The organism is Streptomyces daghestanicus (genome assembly GCF_020521275.1).
Taxonomy (GTDB): Bacteria; Actinomycetota; Actinomycetes; order Streptomycetales; family Streptomycetaceae; genus Streptomyces; species Streptomyces griseoviridis.
Genome location: NZ_BNDX01000002.1, coordinates 125,935 through 140,937 on the forward strand (window position 1 = coordinate 125,935; position 15,003 = coordinate 140,937).

The window sequence follows — 15,003 nt, forward strand, 5'->3', positions numbered from 1 at the left end:
CGTGGTCCCCCCGGCCACCGTGGTCACAGTTTCCCGCCCCGGCCGCCGTCCCGCCGCGCGGGCGCGATCAGCGTCGACAGATACGGCAGGGCGGTGCCGTCGAGGTCACCGGCCGGCCGGATCGACTCCTCCGCCAGCCCGAGCGCCGACCCCCACACCGCGTCCGCCAGCCGCCCGGTCTCCCGCAGCGCCTCGGCCACCTGGGCCGCCTGCCGCCCGAACTTGTACGCCACGACCGTCCCCGGCCCGTGCAGCGCGTCCTTCAGCACGGCCGCCCCGGCCGTCACCGGCACCAGCGTCAGCGGCTCGGTGCCCTCGGTGAGCACGGCACCCGACCGCGCGGCGAGGTCCTGCATGGCGGTGATGCCCGGCACGGTCTCCACGACCGTCCCCGGCACCAGCGCGCCGACCGTCTGCGCGAGATAGGTGAACGTCGAGTACACGTTGGGGTCCCCGATGGTCGCGAAGGCGACCCGGCCGTGCGCGCGCAGCAACCCGGCCACGCGCTCCCCGGCGGCGTCCCAGGCGGCCTCCCGCCGCGCCCGGTCACTGCGCTCGTTGAGCGCGAAGACGACCCGGACGATCTTCTCGGCGCCCACGTAGTGCAGCACGGTCGCCTCGGCCCGGCCCCGCTCACCCGTGTCCATCACGGGGACGACGACGACCTCGGCCGCCCGCAGCGCGTTGACCCCCTTGACGGTCACCAGCTCCGGATCACCGGGGCCCACCCCGACTCCCACCAGATGGCTGCTCATGACGTCCGGCACCTCTCCACGAACCGACGGGCCACACCGGGCTCGGCCGCCCAGTGCGTGTGCAGATAGCTCGCGTGCACACCCCGCTGTACGAAACCCTCGACGCGCCGCTCCGGCGCGCGCACCCCCCACGCCGGAGCCGCCCCGGCCCCCGGCTCCACCACCGTCCGGTGGAACTCGTGCCCCCGCAGCCGTGTCCCGGCGGCGGCCAGCGCGCTGTCCGAGACGGCCACGGCGTCCCGGTAGCCCAGCGTCAGCCGCTCCGACATCCGCGCCGCCGCGTCCAGCACCCCGCACATCGGCCTGCCGTCCAGCTCCCGGCACAGGTACAGCAGCCCCGCGCACTCGGCGGCGACGGGCGCTCCGCGCGCCGCCAGCTCCGCGACCGACGCGCGCAGCGTCGCGTTGGCGGACAGCTCGGCGGCGTACACCTCGGGGAACCCCCCGCCGATCACCAGCCCCGCCGTGTCCTCGGGCAGCCCCTCGTCCCGCAACGGATCGAAGGGGACGACCTCCGCACCGGCGGCGGCCAGCAGCTCCGTGTGCTCGGCATAGGAGAAGCTGAACGCGGCCCCACCGGCGACGGCGACGCGCGGCCTCGCGCCGGGGAGGGCCGGCGAAGGCCCGGGGGTCCAGGGGACGGAGCCCCCTGGCAGGGCCCCGGCGGACCGGGCCAGCGCGACGAGGGCGTCCAGGTCGCACCCCTCGGACACCATCCCCGCCATGGCGGCGACCGCACCGACCGCGTCCCCCCGCCGCTCGGCGACCGGCACCAGCCCGAGATGCCGCGACGGCACGGACACGGCGGCCGCCCGCCGCAGCACCCCCAGCACCGGGAGCCCGACGGAGTCCAGCGCCTCCCGCAGCAGCGCCTCGTGCCGGTCCGACCCGACCTTGTTGAGGATCACGCCCCCGATCCGCACCCCGGGGTCCCAGGACACGAACCCGTGCACCAGCGCCGCCACCGACCGCGACTGCGACGCCGCGTCGACGACCAGCACCACCGGCGCGCCCAGCACCTTCGCGACCTGCGCGGTGGACGCCAGCTCGCCCTCCCCGGCGGCCCCGTCGTACAGCCCCATCACGCCCTCGACGACCGCGAGGTCGCACCCCGCCGCCCCGTGCAGGAACAGCGGAGCGACCAGCTCGGGACCGCACAGGTACGCGTCGAGGTTCCGCCCCGGCCGTCCGGTGGCCAGCGTGTGGTACCCGGGATCGATGTAGTCCGGCCCGACCTTGTGCGGGGACACGGCGAGTCCCCGCGCGGTCAGCGCGGCCATCAGCCCGGTGGCGACGGTGGTCTTCCCGCTGCCGGAGGCCGGCGCGGCGATGACCAGCCGGGGCACGGAGGAGGTCACCACTCGATGCCCCTCTGCCCCTTCTGCCCGGCGTCCATCGGGTGCTTGACCTTGGACATGTCGGTGACCAGGTCGGCGAACCCCACCAGCTTCTCCGGCGCGTTCCGCCCGGTGATCACGACGTGCTGGGTCCCCGGCCGGTCCCGCAGCACCTCCACCACCTCGTCGGTGTCCACCCATCCCCAGTGCATCGGGTAGGCGAACTCGTCCAGCACGTACAGCCTGTACGTCTCGGCCGCCAGGTCCCGCTTGACCTGCTCCCAGCCCTCCCGGGCCTTCTCCTCGTTGTCCATCTGCGCGTCGCGCTGGACCCAGGACCAGCCCTCGCCCATCTTGTGCCAGTCGACGGTCCCGCCCTCGCCGGAGGCGCCCAGCACCCGCAGCGCGTTCTCCTCGCCGACCTTCCACTTCGCCGACTTGACGAACTGGAACACCCCGATCGGCCAGCCCTGGTTCCAGGCCCGCAGCGCCAGCCCGAACGCGGCCGTCGACTTGCCCTTGCCGATGCCCGTGTGCACGACCACCAGCGGACGGTTCCGCCGCTGACGGGTCGTCAGACCGTCGTCCGGTACGACACTCGGCTGTCCCTGCGGCATCAGGCCGCCCTCCTCTGCACGTCCTTGACGAGCCCGGCGATCGAGTCCGCCCGCAGCTCCTCCAGCGTCACCGCCGTCCCGCCCAGCTCACCGGCGAGCCGTCCGGCCAGCCCCAGCCGCACCGGCCCCGCCTCGCAGTCCACGACCACCGAGGCGACCGACTCGGCCGCGAACAGCCGCGCCGCCCGCTCCGCCAGCGCCACCGGTTCCGGACCGCCGGTCGCCCGCCCGTCCGTCACGACGACGACCAGGGGCCGCCGCGCCGGGTCCCGCAGCCGCTCCACCCGCAGCACCTCGTGCGCGCGCAGCAGCCCGGCCGCCAGCGGCGTCCGCCCGCCCGTCGGAAGCGACTCCAGCCGGACCGCCGCCGCGTCCACCGACGACGTCGGCGGCAGCGCCACGTCCGCCGCCGACCCACGGAAGGTCACCAGCCCCACCTTGTCCCGCCGCTGGTAGGCGTCGAGCAGCAGCGACAGCACCGCGCCCTTCACGGCGCTCATCCGCTGCCGCGCCGCCATCGACCCGGAGGCGTCCACGACGAACAGCACGAGGTTGCCCTCCCGGCCCTCCCGCGTCGCCTGCCGCAGATCGTCCCGCCGGACCACCAGGCCCGGACCGCTGCGCCCCCGCGCCCGCTGGTGCGGCGCCGCCGCCCGCACGGTCGCCGCCAGGTGCAGTTTGGTCAGCGCGCCCTTCGGCCGCCGCGCCCCGGTGGTCCGCCCGTGCTCGGTCCGGGCCCGCGACCGCCGCCCGGCGGCCCCCTCGCCCAGACCCGGCACACTCAGCACCCTGGTGCGGAACGGCTCCGCCGCCGGCGCCGGCCGCCGCTCGCCCGCCCCGCCCCCGGACGGCTGCGGTTCGCCCTCGTCCCCGGCCTCGGGACGGGCACCGGTGTCACCGCCCCGGGGCCCCTCCGCGGGCGGCTGCCCACCGCCCCCGCCCGGACCACCGGGACCGTCGGGATCGTCGTCCCCGTCGCCCTGGTCCTCCTGGCCGCCCTGCCCGCCGCCGAACTCCTCCAGCGTCTGGTCCAGCTTGTCCTCGTCCAGACCGGGCGCGTCGAAGGGGTTGCGCCGCCGCCGGTGCGGCAGGGCCAGCAGCGCGGCCTGCCGCACGTCCTCCGCCAGCACCTCCGGCCGCCCGGCCCACGCCGCCAGCGCGGTCGCGGTCCGCGCCATCACGATGTCGGCCCGCATCCCGTCGACCTCGAAGGCCGCGCAGGTCGCCGCGATCTGCCGCAGCGCCCCGTCGCCGAGCCGCACCGACGGCAGCAGTTCCCGCGCCGCCGTGATCCGCGCCCGTACGGCGGCCTCCTCGTCCGCCCAGCGCGCCGCGAACCCGGCCGGGTCGTCGTCGTGGGCGAGCCTGCGCCGTACGACCTCCACCCGCTGGCCGGGCTCGCGGGAGGCGGCGACCTCGACGGTCAGGCCGAACCGGTCGAGGAGCTGCGGGCGCAGCTCGCCCTCCTCCGGGTTCATGGTGCCGACCAGCAGGAACCGCGCCGCGTGCCGCACCGACACGCCCTCGCGCTCGACGTACGACGCGCCCATCGCCGCCGCGTCCAGCAGCAGGTCGACCAGGTGGTCGTGGAGGAGGTTGACCTCGTCGACGTAGAGGATGCCTCGGTGCGCCTGCGCGAGCAGCCCCGGCTCGAACGCCTTCACGCCCTCCGCCAGCGCCCGCTCGATGTCGAGGGCGCCGACCAGGCGGTCCTCGGAGGCGCCGACCGGCAGCTCGACCATCCGGGCCGGCCGCGCCGTGCCGCCGCCCGGCTCGTGCGGCCCGTCCGGGCAGCCCGAGTCGGGCGCGGCCGGGTCACAGGAGAAACGGCACCCGGGGACGACGTCCACCGGCGGCAGCAGCGCCGACAGCGCCCGCACGGCCGTCGACTTGGCGGTGCCCTTCTCGCCGCGCACCAGCACCCCGCCGACCGCCGGGGAGACGGCGTTCAGCAGCAGCGCCAGCCGCAGGTCGTCCTGGCCGACGACGGCCGAGAACGGGAACGGGGTCGTGGTCACTGGTCGTCACCCTCCAAGTCGCCCTCAAGCTCCAGATACGTGGCGCGCAGCCGCTCCAGGGTCTGCGCGTCCGGCTCCGCCCACAGCCCCCGGTCCGCCGCCTCCAGCAGCCGTTCCGTGATGCCGCGCAGCGCCCACGGGTTGGACTTCCTCATGAAGTCCCGGTTCTCCGGGTCGAAGACGTACTCGGCGCTGAGCTTCTCGTACATCCAGTCGTCCACGACCCCGGCCGTCGCGTCGTAGCCGAAGAGGTAGTCCACGGTCGCCGCCATCTCGAAGGCGCCCTTGTAGCCGTGCCGCCGCATCGCCGCCATCCAGCGGGGGTTGACCACCCGGGCCCGGAAGACGCGGTGGGTCTCCTCGCCCAGCGTCCGGGTCCTCACCTGGTCCGGGGTGGCGGAGTCACCGACGTACGCCTCGGGGCTCTCGCCCGTCAGGTGCCGCACCATCGCGACCATGCCGCCGTGGTACTGGAAGTAGTCGTCGGCGTCGACGAGGTCGTGCTCGCGGGTGTCGACGTTCTTCGCGGCCACGGCGATCCGCCGGAACGCCGTCTCCATGTCCCCGCGCGCCGCCCGTCCGTCGAGCCCCCGCCCGTAGGCGTAGCCGCCCCACACCGCGTACACCTCGGCGAGGTCCGCGTCCGAGCGCCAGTTGCGGGCGTCGATCAGCGGCAGCAGACCCGCGCCGTACGCCCCCGGCTTGGAACCGAAGATCCGGGCCGTGGCCCGGCGCCGGTCCCCGTGCCCGGCGGCGTCCTCCTCGACGTGCGCCCGCACGTAGTTGGCGCCGGCGGGCTCGTCCAGCTCCGCCACCGCCCGTACCGCGTCGTCGATCAACGCGACGACGTGCGGGAAGGCGTCCCGGAAGAAGCCGGAGATGCGGACCGTCACGTCGATGCGCGGCCGGCCCAGCTCCGCCACCGGCACGATCTCGAAGCCGGTCACCCGGCGCGAGGCGTCGTCCCACACCGGACGGCAGCCGAGGAGCGCCAGGATCTCGGCGATGTCGTCGCCCTGGGTGCGCATCGCGGACGTGCCCCAGACGGTGAGGCCCACGGACTTCGGGTACTCCCCGGTGTCCGCCAGGTACCGCTGGACCAGGGAGTCCGCGAGCGACTGCCCGACCTCCCAGCTCAGCCGGGACGGGATCGCCTTGGGGTCGACGGAGTAGAAGTTCCGGCCGGTCGGCAGGACGTTGACCAGGCCGCGGGTCGGGGAGCCGGACGGCCCCGCCGGGACGTAACCGCCGTTCAGCGCCCGCAGGATGTGCCCGATCTCGTCCGTGGTCCGGGCGAGCCGCGGCACGACCTCGGCGCAGGCGAACTCCAGCACGGCGACCGCGTCCGGCAGTTCGGTCCCGAGGACCTCCCGCACCAGCGCCGGGACGGCCGCGCGGTCCCAGTCCCGTGCCTCCATGCCCTCCGCGACCCGCCGGCACAGCTGCTCCAGCAGGTCGATCGCGTCGGCGCCGGTCCGCGCCGGGCCGTCCACCAGCCCGGTCAGCTCCGCCGGCACCTTCACCGGGGCGCCCGGCTCGGCCAGCAGTTCCTTCTCCACCAGCCCGAAGTGCGCGGCCAGCGCGGCCCGCAGACCGGGCAGCGCGTTCGCCTGCCCGCCCCACACCTGGGAGGCCCGCAGCACCGCGAGGACCAGGTTGACGCGGGGCTCACCCTCCGGGCCGCCGCCCAGGACGTGCAGGCCGTCGCGGATCTGCACGTCCTTGATCTCGCACAGATAGCCGTCGATGTGCATGACGAACTCGTCGAACGCGTCGTCGTCCGGCTGGTCGTCCACGTGCAGGTCGTGGTGGAGCTCCGCCGCCTTGACCAGCGTCCAGATCTGCGCGCGGACCGCCGGGGCCTTCGCCGGGTCCAGGTCGGAGACGAGCGCGTACTCGTCGAGGAGCTGCTCCAGCTTGGCCAGGTCGCCGTAGGTGTCGGCGCGGGCCATCGGCGGCACCAGGTGGTCCACGACGGTGGCGTGACCGCGCCGCTTGGCCTGGGTGCCCTCACCGGGGTCGTTGACGATGAACGGGTAGATCAGCGGCAGCTCGCCCAGCACCGCGTCCGGCGCGCAGCGGGCGCTCAGCCCCAGCCCCTTGCCGGGCAGCCACTCCATCGTGCCGTGCTTGCCCATGTGCACGATCGCGTCGGCGCCGAAGCTGTTCTCCAGCCAGCGGTAGGCCGCGAGGTAGTGGTGGGAGGGCGGCATGTCGGGGTCGTGGTAGATCGCGATCGGGTTCTCCCCGAAGCCGCGCGGCGGCTGGATCATCACGACGACGTTCCCGAACCGCAGGGACGCCAGCACGATGTCGTCGCCGTCGACGTACAGCGAGCCCGGCGGCTCCCCCCACGCCTCGGTCATGGCGTCCCGCAGCTCCGGGTCGAGCTTCTCGAACCACGCGCGGTAGTCGGCCAGCGGCACCCGCGCCGGGGCCGCCGCCAGCTGGTCCTCCGTCAGCCACTCCACGTCGTGGCCGCCGGCCTCGATCAGCCGGTGGATCAGCTCGTCGCCGTTGTCCGGGTACCCGTCGACCGCGTACCCGGCCGCCCGCAGCGCGTCCAGCACCCGCACCGCCGACGCCGGGGTGTCCAGGCCCACCGCGTTGCCGACCCGCGAGTGCTTGGTCGGGTACGCCGTGAAGACCAGCGCCAGCTTCTTCTCCGCGTTCGCCTTGTGCCGCAGCACCGCGTGCCGTACGGCGATCCCGGCGACCCGCGCGGCCCGCTCGGGGTCGGCCACGTACACCGGGACCTCGTCGGCGCCCTGCTCCTTGAAGGAGAACGGCACCGTGACCAGCCGGCCGTCGAACTCGGGGATCGCGACCTGCATCGCCGCGTCCATGGGGGAGAGGGCGGCGTCGGACGCCTCCCAGGCCGCCCTGGACGAGGTGAGGCAGAGCCCCTGGAGCACGGGGACGTCCAGGTCGGCCAGCGCCCCGATGTCCCACGCCTCCTCGTCGCCGCCCGCCGACGCCTGCGAGGCGTGCGTGCCGCCGGCCGCGAGGACGGTGGCGACCAGGGCGTCCGCCCGGCCGAGCAGCTCGTACAGCCCGGCGTCGGCGCCGCGCAGCGAACCGCAGTACACCGGGAGCGCGTTGGCGCCCCTCGCCTCGACGGCGTCGCACAGGGTGTCCACGAAGGCGGTGTTGCCGCTCAGCTCGTGCGCCCGGTAGAAGAGCACGCCGACGGTCGGGCGGCCCTCGACGTACGGGCGTTCGCCGTGCACGCCGTACTCCGGCATGGCACGCGGCCCGTCGAAGCCCTCGCCGGTCAGCAGCACGGTGTCGGAGAGGAACCGGGCCAGCTGGGCGAGGTTCTCCGGGCCGCCCTCGACGAGGTAGCGCAGCGCCTCGGCCACCACGCCGGCCGGCACCGACGACTCGGCCATCAGCTCCGCGTCCGGCACCGACTCGCCGCCGAGCAGCACCGTGGGGATGCCCGACGCCTTCAGCGCGGCGAGCCCGTCCTCCCAGGCCCGCTTGCCGCCCAGCAGCCGGACGACGGCGAGGTCGGCGCCCTCGACCAGGGCGGGCAGCTCCTCGCGGACGTCGACGCGGGTCGGGTTGCCGATCCGGTAGGCGGCGTCCGACGCGCGGGCCGCCAGCAGGTCCGTGTCGGCGGTCGACAACAACAACACTGTGCTCATGCGGGCGCTCCCGGTGGAATGAAAGGCAGTCCTTGTGGCGCGCCGGACTCGATGAGCCGCCACAGCGCGTCCGTGTCCGCGTGCTGTTCGATCAGGTCGCCGAGCCGGTCGAGCTGCTCCTCGCGCAGCGCGGCGAAGCTCGTGGCCGGGGCCGGTACGAAGCGGCGGCCCGCGGCGGCGGCCACCTCGCGCAGGAACGCCCGCCGGAACCCGTCCGACTCCAGCGAACCGTGCCAGTGCGTGCCCCAGGTCTGGCCGACCCGGCACCCGTCCAGGAAGGGGGCGCCGCCCATGACCTCGGCGACGCCGTGATGGATCTCGTACCCCTCGACGGGTTCGCCCAGGGCCGTGCCGACCGGCCGGGTGAGCGTCTTCTCCGCCGCGAACCGCACGCGTACGGGCAGCAGTCCGAGCCCGTCGACGTGCCCGGCGCGCGACTCGACGTCGTCCTCGATGTGCTCCCCGAGGAGCTGGAAACCGCCGCAGATGCCGAGGACGGGCCGCCCCTCGGCGGCCCGGCGCGCCAGGGCGTCCGCGAGCCCCCGCTCGCGCAGCCACGCCAGCGCCCGGACCGTCCCCCGGGTGCCCGGCACGATCACCAGGTCCGCGTCGGCCAGTTCCTCCGGCCGGTCCACGAACCGCACCACGACGCCCGGTTCGGCGGCGAGCGCGTCGACGTCCGTGAAGTTGGACATCAGCGGCACCGCGCAGACCGCGATCCGCAGCACGTCCTCCCCGACGGGGGCGGTCACCCGGGACTCGCGGACCGCGCCCCGCAGGGACACCGCCATCCCGTCCTCCTCGTCGATGCCGAGCCCGTGCCGGAACGGCAGCACGCCGTACGTCCGCCGCCCGGTGAGGCCGCGGAGCATGTCGAGGCCGGGTTCCAGCAGGGAGACGTCCCCCCGGAACTTGTTCACCAGGAACCCGGCGACCAGCGCCTGGTCCTCGGGCGCGAGCAGCGCGACCGTGCCGAAGAAGGACGCGAAGACGCCCCCTCGGTCGATGTCGCCGACCACCAGCACGGGCAGCCCGGCGCCCCGGGCGATCCCCATGTTGACGATGTCGGTCCGGCGCAGGTTGATCTCGGCCGGGCTGCCCGCCCCCTCACAGATCACCGCGTCATACGTGCCCCGCAACTCGGCGAGACAGTCGAGGACCGTGCCGAGCAGCTGCCGCTGCCGCCCGCCGTGGTAGCCGCGGGCGGTCATCTCCCCGACCGGCCTGCCGAGCAGCACGACCTGGCTGCTGCGCTCGCCACCGGGCTTGAGCAGCACCGGGTTCATCAGCGCGGTCGGTTCGACCCGGCACGCCTGGGCCTGCATGGCCTGCGCCCGCCCGATCTCCGCGCCCTCGCGGGTCACGAACGAGTTGAGGGACATGTTCTGCGCCTTGAACGGCGCCACCTTCACGCCCTGCCGGACCAGCCACCGGCAGATCCCGGCGGTCACGACGCTCTTCCCGGCGTCGGAGGTGGTCCCGGCGACGAGCAGCCCCCCACCGTTCACGCTCCACGTCCTCTCATCAGCACTCCCGCGCCCGCGCACACGCCGAGCGCGAGCAGACCCACGCGCCGCGACAGCCGTACCGCCCGCTCGACGTCCGCGACCCGGACGGCCCGCCCGCGCGCCCCGTTGAGCACCGGCCGGTGTTCGACCCGCCCGCCGTACGCCAGCGTCCCGCCGAGCCGCACCCCGAGGGCGCCCGCGAACGACGCCTCCACCGGGCCGGCGTTGGGACTCGGATGCCGCCCGGCATCGGCCCGCCAGGCCCGTACGGCACCCCGCGGGTCGTCCCCGGCGAGCACGGCCAGGGCGGCGGTCAGCCGCGCCCCCGGCCAGCCGGCCACGTCGTCGAGCCGGGCGGAGGCCCAGCCGTAGCGCCGGTGGCGGGGCGACTTGTGCCCGACCATGGCGTCGAGGGTGTTGACCGCCCGGAAACCGAGCAGTCCCGGCACCCCGGCCACCGCTCCCCACACCAGGGCGCCCACCACCGCGTCGGAGGTGTTCTCGGCGACGGACTCCACCACGGCCCGCGCGATCCCGTCGGCGTCCAGCGCCCCGGGGTCCCGGCCGCACAGGTGCGGCAGCCGCTCCCGGGCCGCCTCGACGTCCCCGGCCGTGAGCGCCCGGCCGATCGCGCGGGCCTCCCGGGCCAGCGAGGTCCCGCCGACGACGGTCCAGGTGGCGGCGGCGGTCAGCGCGACGGAGGCGGCGGGGGAGCGGCGTACCGCACGGGCGGCCACGGCGCCCAGGGCGACGGCGCCACCGGCGCACACGGCGGTGTGCAGGGCGCCCGCGCCCCGGTGGTCACGCCACAGCACTCGTTCCACGGCACCGGCGGCGCGGCCGAACACGGCGACCGGATGCCCGCGGCGGGGATCACCGAGGAGCAGGTCGCCGAGGAGGCCGGCGGCGGCGCCGTACGCGAAGACGCGTTCGGCTCGCACGGGGGATCAGCCGGTCACACGGCGGTCGGGAGAGGCGGACCTGCGTTCGCAACGGCAGCCGGGCATCGCGTTATGTCCTCACTCAGGGTGTCCACGCCCTGGTTCGACGAGACCGGCGGTGAGAGTTCCTGGCTCCCGGGGACCACTCCCCGGTCACAGTGGCGGGACCGCGCCGGATTCGCACCGGGCTTCCTCTCCTGCCGCCGTACATGGCCCCGGAAGTCCACCACGCCCCGAGAACGCCCGTCAACTTGCCGTTGACCTGGGCGGGGGCGATGTGCCGAGGTCCACACGGCCGACGGTCCGTCAGCGACGCCGGAGCACCGGCGGGCACGGGGAGGGATCGGGCGGCTGATGGCGCGCACGGCGAACCGCCCCGTGCGGAGGCCGGCGGGTACCGGTCCGGACGGGGCGGGCGAGGGCCGGGCGCGTGCCGCCCGCCGCGGGCGGCTCAGGCCACGCTCGGACGGCTCAGGCCACGATCAGATAGATGCCGTACGCCACCGCCGCCGCGCAGGCCGCGAAGCAGGCGTACGCGCCGGTGACCGCGAGGGCCGCGGAGCCGCCCCGCGCGGCGGCCCGCTCCTGGCGGGAGAGGCCGGCGATGCCGAGGGTGAACAGGGCCACCAGGGCGACGGTGGCCACGAGGCCGACCCCGAAGACGGAGCCGAGGGCTGCCCAGTCGATCTTCATGCTTCTCTTCCTCGGGCGTCAGACGGAGGTGGCGGCCGGACGGGCCGGGGCGTCGGGAGCGATGTCCTTCTGGGCGGGGAAGGCGGCCGCGAGGCCGTCGGCCGCCGGCACGCCCGCCGGGGGCGGGGCCACGGCGGCCACCGCCGCCGTCACCACGCCGGCAGGTTCCGGTTCGTCGGGGGCGGTGACGTTGGTGTGGTCGACGACCTCGCGCCGGGAGATCCGCCAGATCGCGAAGCTCGCGGCGACCAGCGCGACCGCGATCAGCGCCGTGCCCCAGTCGCCGAGGCCGCAGACCCACTCGGCGAACGCGGCGACCAGGGCCGCGGCCGGCAGCGTCAGCCCCCAGGCGACGAACATCCGCGTCGCCGTGGACCAGCGCACCACGCCGCCCTTGCGGCCCAGCCCCGCGCCCATCACCGCACCCGAGACCGAGTGCGTGGTGGAGAGGGAGAAGCCGAGGTGGGAGGAGGCCAGGATGACCGTCGCGGCGCTGGTCTGGGCGGCGAAGCCCTGCTGCGGTTCGAGGTCGGTCAGCCCCTTGCCCATGGTGCGGATGATCCGCCAGCCGCCGAGGTAGGTGCCGAGCGCGATGGCGAGGCCCGCGGAGAGGATGACCCACACCGGCGGGTCGGAGTCGGGGGCGAGGGCACCGCCCGCCACCAGGGCGAGGGTGATGATGCCCATGGTCTTCTGCGCGTCGTTCGTGCCGTGCGCCAGCGAGACCAGGCCGGCCGAGGCGATCTGGCCGACGCGGTAGCCCTTCTCGGCGGCCTTGCCGTCGGCCCCCCGGCTCATCCGGTACGACAGCCGGGTGGCGACCAGCGCCGCGACGCCCGCCACCACCGGGGCGGCGACCGCCGGGAGCAGCACCTTGGTGACGAGGACGTCGCCGTGGACCGCGCCGACCCCGGCCGAGGCGATGGCGGCACCGATCAGGCCGCCCATGAGGGCGTGCGAGGAACTGGACGGCAGCCCGACCAGCCAGGTCAGCAGGTTCCAGAGGATCGCGCCGACCAGGGCGGCGAAGATGACCTCGGGACGGATGCCGGTCTCGTCGACGAGACCCTTGGAGATCGTGTTGGCGACCTCCACGGAGAGGAAGGCGCCCACCAGGTTCAGCGCGGCGGACATGGCCACCGCGACCTTGGGCTTGAGCGCACCGGTCGAAATGGTGGTGGCCATCGCGTTCGCGGTGTCGTGGAAACCGTTCGTGAAATCAAACGCGAGTGCGGTCACCACCACAATCGCGAGGATCAGCGAGAAGCTTTCCATTTACCCAGGCAATCGTTCGAGGTCATTGGCTGCTCGACCGTAGGTAACCAGGGTGAACGGAAGATGAACTGAGGGGGGCGCGGTGGTGTCCGGAATCGGGGCCACCGGAACCCGCCTCCGCCGGCCCCGGGCCCGGAGGGCCGGTTTCCGCCTCGGGGCGCCCCGCCCGCCTGGCAGGATCACCGCAGCGCCGCCGGCCGGCGGCGGGAACCACAGGGGCGTACGGGACGCCCCGGGAGGAGGCGGGGCCGTGCAGGAGTCCGCGCAGAGGCGTCCGCGACCGGAGGAGACGCGAGCCTGGGAGTCCCTGGTGGCCGCCGCCCGGCGCACGGTCGCCGACGGACTGGTGGTCGGCACCTCCGGCAACGTCTCGGTCCGCGTCGGCGACACCGTGCTGGTCACCCCCTCGGGCGTGCCCTACGACCGGCTCGCCCCGGCCGACCTGACCGGCGTCGCCCTGGACGGCCGGCAGGTCCTCGGCACCCTCGTCCCGACCAGCGAACTCCCCCTCCACCTCGCGGTCTACCGGGCCACCGACGCCGGCGCCGTCGTCCACACCCACGCCGTGCACGCCACGGCCGTCTCCACGCTCGTCGAGGAACTGCCGCTGGTGCACTACATGGCCGCGGCGCTCGGCGGACCCGTCCGGGTCGCCCCCTACGCGACGTACGGCACCGACGAACTGGCCGCGCACGTGCTGCGCGCCCTCGACGGCCGCTCCGGCTGCCTGCTGCGCAACCACGGCACGGTCACCCACGGCGCCACCCTGGACCAGGCGTACGACCGCACGGCCCAGCTGGAGTGGATGTGCCGCCTGTGGCTGACCGCCGCCTCGGTGCCCGGCCGCACCCCGGCCCTGCTGACCGAGGAGCAGGTCGCGGAGGTCGGCGAGCGGCTGCGCGGGTACGGGCAGCGCCCCTGACCGCACACCGGCCCGGCCCCGGGCCTCCTCCCTCCGCCGCCCTCCGGTGGCTTACGACGGAGCACGCCGGGAAACTGGGAGCTGTGCGCACCGTCACCGCAACGACCGCCGCCGTCACCGCGGCCCTGGCAGCCGGCGCCGCGAGCGTCGCCGCCGGCCGCCTCGCCAGCGACGCCGCGCTCAAGGCGCCGCCCGGCCGGCCCCTGCCCACCGAGCCCCGGCTCACCGTGCACGGCACCGCCGCCGGCCAGATCACCCTCACCCGGCACCTGGCCAGCCTGCGGCCCGGCCGCTACGGACTGGCCGGCGACGGCTCGCACGCCGTGGTGGGCCCCGTCCTGCCCGGCGACCGGCACCCGGCCGACGCCGTCGTACGCCGCCTCGAACGCGTCACACACGGCACCCTCGCCCCCGGCGACAAGGCCTGGCTGACCCCCAACCTGTACGTCGGCAACCCGGGCACCGCGCTGGGCCTGCGCTACGCCGACGTCCAGATCCCCGGCGAACTCGGCGCCCTGCCCGGCTGGTTCCTGCCGGGCCCCCGCGCCACCTGGATCATCGCGGTGCACGGCCTCGGCGCCACCCGCGAGCACGCCCTGAACCTCATGGCCCTGCTGCACCGCCTCGAATTCCCGCTGCTGGCCCTCGCCTACCGGGGCGACGCCGGAGCGCCCCGCCCGCCGGGCGGCCTGCGGCACTTCGGCGAGACCGAGTGGCACGACCTGGAGTCCGCCGTCCACTACGCCGTCGAGCACGGCGCCCGCCGGGTCGTGCTGCTCGGCTGGTCCACCGGCGCCACCATGGCCCTGCGCACCGCCGCCCGGTCCGACCTGCGCGACCACATCTCCGGGCTGGTCCTCGACTCCCCGGTCCTCGACTGGCGGACGACCGTGCGCGCCCTCGCCGCGGCCCGCCGCACCCCGGGCGCGCTGCTCCCGCTCGCGGTCCGCGCCGCCCAGGGCCGCACCGGCCTCGATGCCGCCCGGCCCGGTGCCCAGGACCGCCTGGACGTCCCGGCCCTCGTCTTCCACGGCCCCGCCGACACCGTCGCCCCCTGGCGGCTCTCCCGCCGCTTCGCCGACGCCCACCCCCGGCTGGTCGCCCTGCACACCGTCCCCCAGGCCCCGCACGGCGCGATGTGGAACGCCGCGCCGGACCGGTACGAAGAGGCGCTGCGCCGCTTCCTGACCCCGCTGGCCTGACCGGAGACCCGGCCGGGGCCGCGCCCCCCGGCCGCGCCCCCCGTTCCGCTCACGAGTGTCCGCAGACCCTGCCACGACCGTGCCG

11 protein-coding genes and 1 riboswitch are annotated in these 15,003 nt (G+C 75.4%); of the genes, 2 read left to right on the plus strand and 9 right to left on the minus strand.

What is annotated here, in order from left to right; translation table 11 throughout:
• Window positions 1-23: 23 nt before the first annotated feature.
• The 9 genes from cobI to Sdagh_RS00735 all read right to left on the minus strand — a co-directional run bounded on the left by cobI (window position 24) and on the right by Sdagh_RS00735 (window position 12,794).
• Window positions 24-755 carry a precorrin-2 C(20)-methyltransferase gene (cobI, locus tag Sdagh_RS00695; RefSeq protein WP_189421717.1) on the minus strand — a complete coding sequence of 244 codons (732 nt, stop codon included), beginning with the start codon at window positions 753-755 and terminating at the stop codon, window positions 24-26.
• Window positions 752-2,113, minus strand: coding sequence for a cobyrinic acid a,c-diamide synthase CobB (locus Sdagh_RS00700; RefSeq protein WP_370594960.1), 1,362 nt, complete (start codon window positions 2,111-2,113; stop codon window positions 752-754). Before Sdagh_RS00700 ends, cobI begins: the two co-directional genes overlap by 4 nt.
• Window positions 2,110-2,709 (minus strand): cob(I)yrinic acid a,c-diamide adenosyltransferase, encoded by a 600-nt coding sequence (gene cobO / locus Sdagh_RS00705; RefSeq protein ID WP_189421719.1) that lies wholly within the window; start codon window positions 2,707-2,709, stop codon window positions 2,110-2,112. Before cobO ends, Sdagh_RS00700 begins: the two co-directional genes overlap by 4 nt.
• Window positions 2,709-4,727 (minus strand): putative cobaltochelatase, encoded by a 2,019-nt coding sequence (locus tag Sdagh_RS00710; protein ID WP_190078029.1) that lies wholly within the window; start codon window positions 4,725-4,727, stop codon window positions 2,709-2,711. Before Sdagh_RS00710 ends, cobO begins: the two co-directional genes overlap by 1 nt.
• Window positions 4,724-8,377 (minus strand): cobaltochelatase subunit CobN, encoded by a 3,654-nt coding sequence (gene cobN / locus Sdagh_RS00715; RefSeq protein ID WP_189421721.1) that lies wholly within the window; start codon window positions 8,375-8,377, stop codon window positions 4,724-4,726. Before cobN ends, Sdagh_RS00710 begins: the two co-directional genes overlap by 4 nt.
• Window positions 8,374-9,885, minus strand: a complete 1,512-nt coding sequence (locus Sdagh_RS00720) for a cobyric acid synthase (RefSeq protein ID WP_189421722.1) — start codon at window positions 9,883-9,885, stop codon at window positions 8,374-8,376. The genes cobN and Sdagh_RS00720 overlap by 4 nt, the downstream gene beginning before the upstream one ends.
• On the minus strand, window positions 9,882-10,826 hold the full coding sequence (locus Sdagh_RS00725) for a cobalamin biosynthesis protein (RefSeq protein WP_189421723.1): 945 nt from the start codon (window positions 10,824-10,826) through the stop codon (window positions 9,882-9,884). The genes Sdagh_RS00720 and Sdagh_RS00725 overlap by 4 nt, the downstream gene beginning before the upstream one ends.
• A 120-nt stretch (window positions 10,827-10,946) precedes the next feature.
• A riboswitch (adenosylcobalamin (AdoCbl) riboswitch) is annotated at window positions 10,947-11,023 on the minus strand.
• 274 nt (window positions 11,024-11,297) lie between these two features.
• On the minus strand, window positions 11,298-11,519 hold the full coding sequence (locus Sdagh_RS00730; protein WP_189421724.1) for a hypothetical protein: 222 nt from the start codon (window positions 11,517-11,519) through the stop codon (window positions 11,298-11,300).
• 18 nt (window positions 11,520-11,537) lie between these two features.
• The gene (locus Sdagh_RS00735) at window positions 11,538-12,794 is read right to left on the minus strand and encodes an inorganic phosphate transporter (RefSeq protein WP_189421725.1); all 1,257 of its coding nucleotides are present in this window, start codon (window positions 12,792-12,794) and stop codon (window positions 11,538-11,540) included.
• Between the two features lie 250 nt (window positions 12,795-13,044).
• Between Sdagh_RS00735 and Sdagh_RS00740 the strand changes: the two genes are divergently transcribed.
• Together Sdagh_RS00740 and Sdagh_RS00745 are read left to right on the plus strand one after the other, a co-directional pair.
• Complete coding sequence (locus tag Sdagh_RS00740; protein ID WP_190011517.1) at window positions 13,045-13,716, plus strand: class II aldolase/adducin family protein; 672 nt, start codon at window positions 13,045-13,047, stop codon at window positions 13,714-13,716.
• Window positions 13,717-13,799: 83 nt separating this feature from the next.
• On the plus strand, window positions 13,800-14,918 hold the full coding sequence (locus tag Sdagh_RS00745) for an alpha/beta hydrolase family protein (protein ID WP_190078030.1): 1,119 nt from the start codon (window positions 13,800-13,802) through the stop codon (window positions 14,916-14,918).
• The last annotated feature ends 85 nt before the right edge of the window (window positions 14,919-15,003 follow it).